Genomic DNA, 6164 nt, shown 5'->3' with positions numbered 1-6164 from the left:
TTCGAGCGTTACGACCCGCCCAACATCACCATTTCAACGGTGGATCAGGGCTCAGAGGGGCGGCCGCTCGAGGGCACTCGTGTCGCTGCGCATTGCGTCCGCCTCCCCGGGGGGAGCCGGCGCGTCGCGTCGCGCGGCCTTGGCTGCCGCGACAGAGGGATCCGGGCCGTCGTCGGTGACCGGCGTGGGCGTGTCCTCCGGAGAGGTGCGCAGCCACAGCGAGCGCTGCGGGAACGGGATCTCGATCCCCTCCTCGTCGAAGGCCTCCTTGAGGCGGTGGCGCAGCTCGCGGGCGACCTTCCACTGCTCCAGCGGCGCGGTCTTGACGACCAGCCGGATGTCGAGACCGTCCGCGCCGAGCCGTTCCACGCCCCAGATCTCCGGTTCGTCGAGCATGAAGGGGCCGACCTTCTCCCCGGCTGCGGTCTCCCGGGCGACCCGCTCGATGACGCTCTCCGCGTGGTCGACGTCGCAGCCGTAGGCGACCGAGATGTCGAGCAGCGCCCGCGACCAGCCCTGGCTCATGTTGCCGACGCGCAGGATCTCGCCGTTGCGCACGTGCCAGACCGTGCCGTCGACGCTGCGCAGCCGGGTGACCCGCAGCCCGACCGTCTCGACGATCCCGCTGGCCTCACCCACGTCGATCGCGTCACCCACGCCGTACTGGTCCTCGAGGATCATGAAGATCCCGTTGAGGAAGTCCTTGACCAGATTCTGGGCACCGAAGCCGAGCGCGACCCCCACGATGCCCGCGCCGGTGAGGACCGGTCCGAGGTTCACCCCCAGCTCGCTGAGCACCGTCGTGACCGCGATGCCGAAGATCACGATCGACGAGACGGAGCGCAGGACACTGCCGATCGTCTCGGCCCGCTGGCGCCGGCGTTCGGCAGCGGCTGCCGGTGTCATGTCGACCAGCCGCTGGCGCAGTGCCTCCGGCACGGCCGGTCGCAGGACGGCCCGGCTCACCACGTTCTGGATGGCCCGGTGCACGAGCGCCCGCAGCACCAGGGCCAGCACCACCACCACCGCGATGCGCAGCGAGGCCGCCACCCACTCCGCGGTCCAGAACGCCGCGTTCTTCGCCGTCTCGCCCAGCGGCGCGTCGAAGAAGGAGGAGGGGGTCGGCTGCGGCGTCACGGCCTGCGCCCAGGCCTCGGGCAGTGCGGCGGGTCGGAAGGACATGCCCTCGACCCTAGGAGGCCCCCCGCCCGGCGTACCTCGTGGCGGAACCCGGCCGCGTCGGTCATGCTCCTCCCCGGAGGAGGACGCATGGCCGGTACGGAGAGCTCGGCACTCGTGCTGAACGCGACCTACGAGCCGCTGTGCGTGGTGTCCGGCCGGCGGGCCGCTGTGCTGGTCCTGACCGCCAAGGCGGTTCCGGTCGCGGTGGGCGAGGACGTGCTGCACAGCGCCCGTACCGCGATCCCGGTGCCGTCGGTGGTCCGGCTGGCCCGGTACGTGCGGGTGCCGTACCGCTCCACCGTCCCGCTGACCCGCAAGGCGGTCTTCGCCCGCGACGGGGGCCGGTGCGTCTACTGCGGCGCCCCGGCGACGAGCCTGGACCACGTGGTGCCCAAGAGCCGCGGCGGCGCGCACACCTGGGAGAACGTCGTGTCGGCGTGCGGCCGGTGCAACCACGTGAAGGCCGACCGCGGCATCGCCGAGCTCGGCTGGCGGCTGCGCTGCTCTCCGCGGGCGCCCAATGGCGCGGCCTGGCGGGTCGTGGGTGCGCGCCGGCTGGACCCGCGCTGGGCGCCTTATCTCGACGGGGTTCAGGTGCCCGAGCCAGCGCTGGAGGAGCCGGCCTGACGCGCACTACGGTGCGCCGATGACGTCCCCGCACGACCTGACCACGCTCGAGCAGGCCGCGGCCGTCCGCAGGCGGGAGATCTCGTCCGCAGAACTCGTCGAGCACTACGCCACCCGCATCGCCGCACACGACGCGACCGTCGGCGCCTTCGTCACGCTCACGCTCGACAGCGCCCGGATGCAGGCGGCGGCGGCCGACGCCGCCGTCGCCGCGGGCGAGGACCTGCCGCCGCTGCACGGCGTGCCGATCGGCATCAAGGACCTCAACCTGACCGCGGGAGTGCCGACCAAGCTGGGTTCACCGGTCTTCGCCGATCTCGTCCCGCCGGTGTCGGAGTTCGTCGTCGAGAAGCTGCGCGCCGCGGGGACGATCAGCCTGGGCAAGACCAACACACCGGAGTTCGGCCTGCCCTGCTACACCGAGCCGGAGGTCGCCCCGCCGGCCCGTACCCCGTGGGACCTGTCCCGCTCGGCCGGCGGCTCCAGCGGCGGGGCGGCGGCGGCGGTCGCCGCCGGGCTGCTGCCGTTCGCGCAGGGCAGCGACGGCGGTGGCTCGATCCGCATCCCGGCCAGCGTGTGCGGCCTGTTCGGCCTCAAACCCTCCCGCGGCCGGATCAGCAACGGCCCGCTCGTCGGCGACATCACCGGGCTGGCCACCCACGGGCCGCTGGCCCGCACCGTCCGCGACGCGGCGGCGCTGCTCGACGCGATGGCCGGGCCGATGCCGGGCGATCCGCACTGGGCGCCGCCGCCGGTCACCAGCTTCCTGTCGTCCTGCGAGGAGGAGACGCGGCGGCTGCGGGTCGGCCGCTACTGCGACAACGGCCTGCTCAGCCTCGGCCTGCACCCGCAGTGCCGGCAGGCGTGGGAGGACGCGAGCACCCTGCTGGTCGAGCTGGGCCATGAGGTGGAGGACATACCCGCGCCGTTCGGCCCGTCGCTCGTGCCCTCGTTCGAGACGGTCTGGTCGGTCAGCGCCGCGGGTCTCGCGGTCGACCCGGCGCGCGAGGGCGAGCTGCGGCCGCTGACGCAGTGGCTGCGAAAGCGTGGCCGGCAGACGACCGCGACGCAGTTCACCGCGGCCCTGGGGGCGATGCAGCTGGCGAGCCGCACGGCGATCGCGGCCACCGCGGCGTACGACGTGGTGCTGACGCCGACGCTGGCGCAGCTGCCGGCGCCGATCGGGTGGTTCCGCGAGGCGGGGGATGCCCGCGCGGAATTCGACCGGATGATCGGCTGGACGCCGTTCACCGCCGTCTACAACACCAGCGGGCAGCCGGCCGTCAGCCTGCCGCTGCACTGGACACCGGACGGCCTGCCCGTCGGGGTGATGCTGGTCGGCCGGCCGGCTGACGAGGCGACCCTGCTGAGGGTGTCGGCCCAGCTGGAACAGGCCCGGCCCTGGCGGCAGCGGCAGCCGCCCCTCTGGTGAGCCCGTCCCTCTGGTGAGTCGGCCCCTCTGGTGAGTCGGTCCAGCGGGCGAGTGAGACCGGCTGGTGCGGGAAAGGTGCGCGGGATGACCCCCGACCTGGAGCAGCTCGCGCGGGCGCACGGCGTCGCCACCAGCTACCAGGACTGGGTGGGCCGGCGGGTCGAGGTCCCGGCGACGTCCGTCGTCGCCGCGCTGTCCGCCCTCGGCGTCGATGCCTCCGGCCCGCAGGCCGTCGCCGCGGCGCTGGCGGATGCCGAGGCGGCGCCCTGGGGCCGGCTGCTCCCGCCGTCGGTGGTCCTGCGGGGCGGCGCCGGGCAGGTGGTGCTGCACGTCGACGAGGACGCCGACGTGCTGCTCGAGGTCGAGCTGGAGGACGGTACGACGCGGGTCGTGCCGGTTCCGGCGACGGTGACGGCCAGGCGCGGCGGGCAGGTACGCCGGTCGGTCCCGCTCACCGGCCTGCCCCTCGGGTGGCACACGCTGCGTGCGGCCGCCGGCGCCGTACGCGCCGAGGCGGTGCTGTGCGTGGCGCCGGGCCGCCTGCAGCTGCCGGCGGCGCTCGGCCGGACCTGGGGCTGGATGGTGCAGCTGTACAGCCTGCGCAGTGCGCAGTCCTGGGCGATGGGTGACTACGCCGACCTGCGCACCGTTCTGCAGCGCTCGGCCGCCGACGGCGCCGGTGCGGTGCTGCTCAACCCGCTGCACGCCGAGACGCCCGTCGTGCCGATCCACCCCTCGCCGTACTCCCCGTCCAGCCGGCGGTTCCGGTCGGCGGTCTTCCTGCACGTCGAGGACGTCCCCGAGTACACCGCCGCACCGGCCGACGTACGCACGGCGGTCGACGCGCTCCGCCCGGCCGCCGAGCCGGACCGCATCCCGCGCGACCCGGTCTGGCGGGCCAAGCTGGCCGCGCTGGAGCTGCTGTGGCCGCTGCACCGGGCCGAGGATTTGGCCGCCTGGCGGGAGCAGCAGGGTCGGCCGCTGGAGGAGTTCGCACTGTTCTGCGCGCTGGCCGAGGAACACGGGACTCCGTGGCAGCAGTGGCCGGAGCAGCTGCGCCGGCCGGACTCGGCCGCCGTGGCCGCAGCCGGCCGCGAGCACGCGGAGCGGGTCGCCTTCTGGTGCTGGGTGCAGCTGCTGGTCGACGAGCAGCTGGCCGGCCTCGGAGCCGGGCTGGCCGTCGGCGTGATCCACGACCTTGCGGTCGGTGTCGACGCCGGCGGCGCGGACGCCTGGGCGCTGCAGGACGCGCTGGCGCTGGGCACCACGGTCGGCGCCCCACCCGACTCCTTCAACCAGCAGGGTCAGGACTGGGGCCTGCCGCCGTGGCGCCCGGACCGGCTTGCCGGGAGCGGCTACCTGCCGTTCCGCGACGTCGTACGCGGTGTGCTGCGGCACGCCGGCGGCCTGCGGATCGACCACGTCATGGGGCTGTTCCGGTTGTGGTGGGTGCCCCCGGGCTGCACCGCCGCCGAGGGCACCTACGTCGCGTACGACGCCGACGCGCTGCTCGGCGTCCTTGCGCTGGAGGCGCACCGGGTCGGTGCGCTGGTCGTCGGTGAGGACCTGGGCACCGTCGAGGACCGGGTCCGCGAGGCGCTGGACGAGACCGGTGTGCTCGGCAGCGCCGTGCTGTGGTTCCAGACACAGGACGGCGACGTCTCGCCGCCGTCGCAGTGGCGCCCGCTGGCGCTGGCCAGCGTCACCACACACGACCTGCCGACGGCCGCGGGCTTCCTGGCCGCCGAGCACGTGCGCGTACGCGACGAGCTCGGCCAGCTCGGCGTCCCCGTCGAGCAGGAGCAGGCGCGGGCGCGGGCCGAGCGCGAAGCGCTGACGGCGATGCTGACCGCCACGGGTCTGCTGGACGCGCACGACGGCGACCTGGTGCTGGCGATGCACGCGGCGCTCGCGGCCTCGCCGTGCCGGGTCGTGCTGGCCGCCCTGGGGGACGCGGTCGGCGACCTACGCCAGCCGAACCTGCCGGGCACCGTCGAGGAGTACCCCAACTGGCGGCTTCCGCTCGCCGACGGCTCCGGCCGGCCGCTCGCGCTCGAGCAGCTGCTCGAGCACCCCGGCGTACGGCGGCTGTCCGCGCTGCTCGCCGAGGGCACGGGCGGCGCGTCAGGAGGGGTTCGATAGCCTGCTCGGACCGACCCCCGCCCGTCCCGTGAGGAGCCCGTGAGCAGCCCACGACTGCGCGTCTGCCTGCTGGCGGCCGCGACCGCCGCCGCGCTGACGGCCTGCGGAGGCAGCCAGTCTGCCCGCACCAACACGCTCGGCTATCCCGACGGTGTCGCGCCGGCCGAGGGCGTCACCCTGCTGGAGGCCCTGGCGCTCTACGTGCTCCTCCCGGCGCTCATCCTGTTCGTGGTCGCCGGGCTCGTGTGGCTGCCGGGAATGGCCCGCGCCAGCCGCTACCGGCCCGGCCGTGGCTGGACTGCGCCGCCACTGTGGTTCGGCGGACCTCCGGATCCGGCCGCCGCGGTGGAGCAGGCGGAGGTCGGGGAGATGACAAGGGGTGGCGCACGTGGCGACTGGTGACGGGCTGGACGCGCGCCAGCAGGAACGGATCGGCACCGCCGTCGAGCGGGTGCGCGCGGAGAACGCACTCGACCTGTCCGTGCTCGTCGGTGACCTCGAGCTGGACGACCTCTCGAACTTCCGCGCCGCCTGCGAGCGGCTGCACGCCGCGCTCGGCGACCGCAGCCCCTCCGCGGTGCTGATCGTCGTCGCACCCGGCCAGCGCCGGGTCGAGGTCGTGACCGGCCCGGTGGTGCGCCGTCGGGTGCCGGACCGGGTGTGTGCCCTTGCGGTGCTGTCGATGACCAGCGCCTTCCGCGGCGGTGACCTCGTCGGCGGCATCGCCGACGGGATCCGCCAGATCACCGACGCCGCCCGCCCGCGCCCCCCCCCGGAACCC

At 74.7% G+C, this 6164-nt stretch carries 6 protein-coding genes; 5 read left to right on the top strand and 1 reads right to left on the bottom strand.

Going from position 1 to position 6164, the window contains the following annotated elements; translation table 11 throughout:
- Positions 1-51: 51 nt before the first annotated feature.
- Positions 52-1182: a mechanosensitive ion channel family protein gene (locus WD794_14530; GenBank protein MEX2291525.1), complete on the bottom strand. Its 1131-nt coding sequence runs from the start codon at positions 1180-1182 to the stop codon at positions 52-54.
- Positions 1183-1269: 87 nt separating this feature from the next.
- Between WD794_14530 and WD794_14525 the strand changes: the two genes are divergently transcribed.
- From WD794_14525 to WD794_14505, 5 genes are all read left to right on the top strand, one after another.
- Positions 1270-1809 carry an HNH endonuclease gene (locus tag WD794_14525; GenBank protein ID MEX2291524.1) on the top strand — a complete coding sequence of 180 codons (540 nt, stop codon included), beginning with the start codon at positions 1270-1272 and terminating at the stop codon, positions 1807-1809.
- A 19-nt stretch (positions 1810-1828) separates the two neighbouring features.
- Positions 1829-3241 carry an amidase gene (locus WD794_14520; protein MEX2291523.1) on the top strand — a complete coding sequence of 471 codons (1413 nt, stop codon included), beginning with the start codon at positions 1829-1831 and terminating at the stop codon, positions 3239-3241.
- Between the two features lie 84 nt (positions 3242-3325).
- Entirely contained in the window at positions 3326-5383 is a 2058-nt protein-coding gene (malQ, locus tag WD794_14515; protein ID MEX2291522.1) for a 4-alpha-glucanotransferase, read from the top strand.
- 39 nt (positions 5384-5422) lie between these two features.
- Positions 5423-5785, top strand: a complete 363-nt coding sequence (locus tag WD794_14510) for a hypothetical protein (GenBank protein MEX2291521.1) — start codon at positions 5423-5425, stop codon at positions 5783-5785.
- Positions 5772-6164, top strand: a 393-nt coding sequence (locus WD794_14505; protein ID MEX2291520.1) for a DUF5130 family protein, incomplete at its 3' end; no start/stop codon positions are given. The genes WD794_14510 and WD794_14505, both read left to right, overlap by 14 nt.

It is taken from the genome of Mycobacteriales bacterium (genome assembly GCA_040902655.1).
In the GTDB taxonomy this organism is placed as follows: domain Bacteria; phylum Actinomycetota; class Actinomycetes; order Mycobacteriales; family SCTD01; genus SCTD01.
Note: the sequence above shows the minus strand (reverse complement) of the source record. Positions and strands in the feature narration are given on the sequence as shown.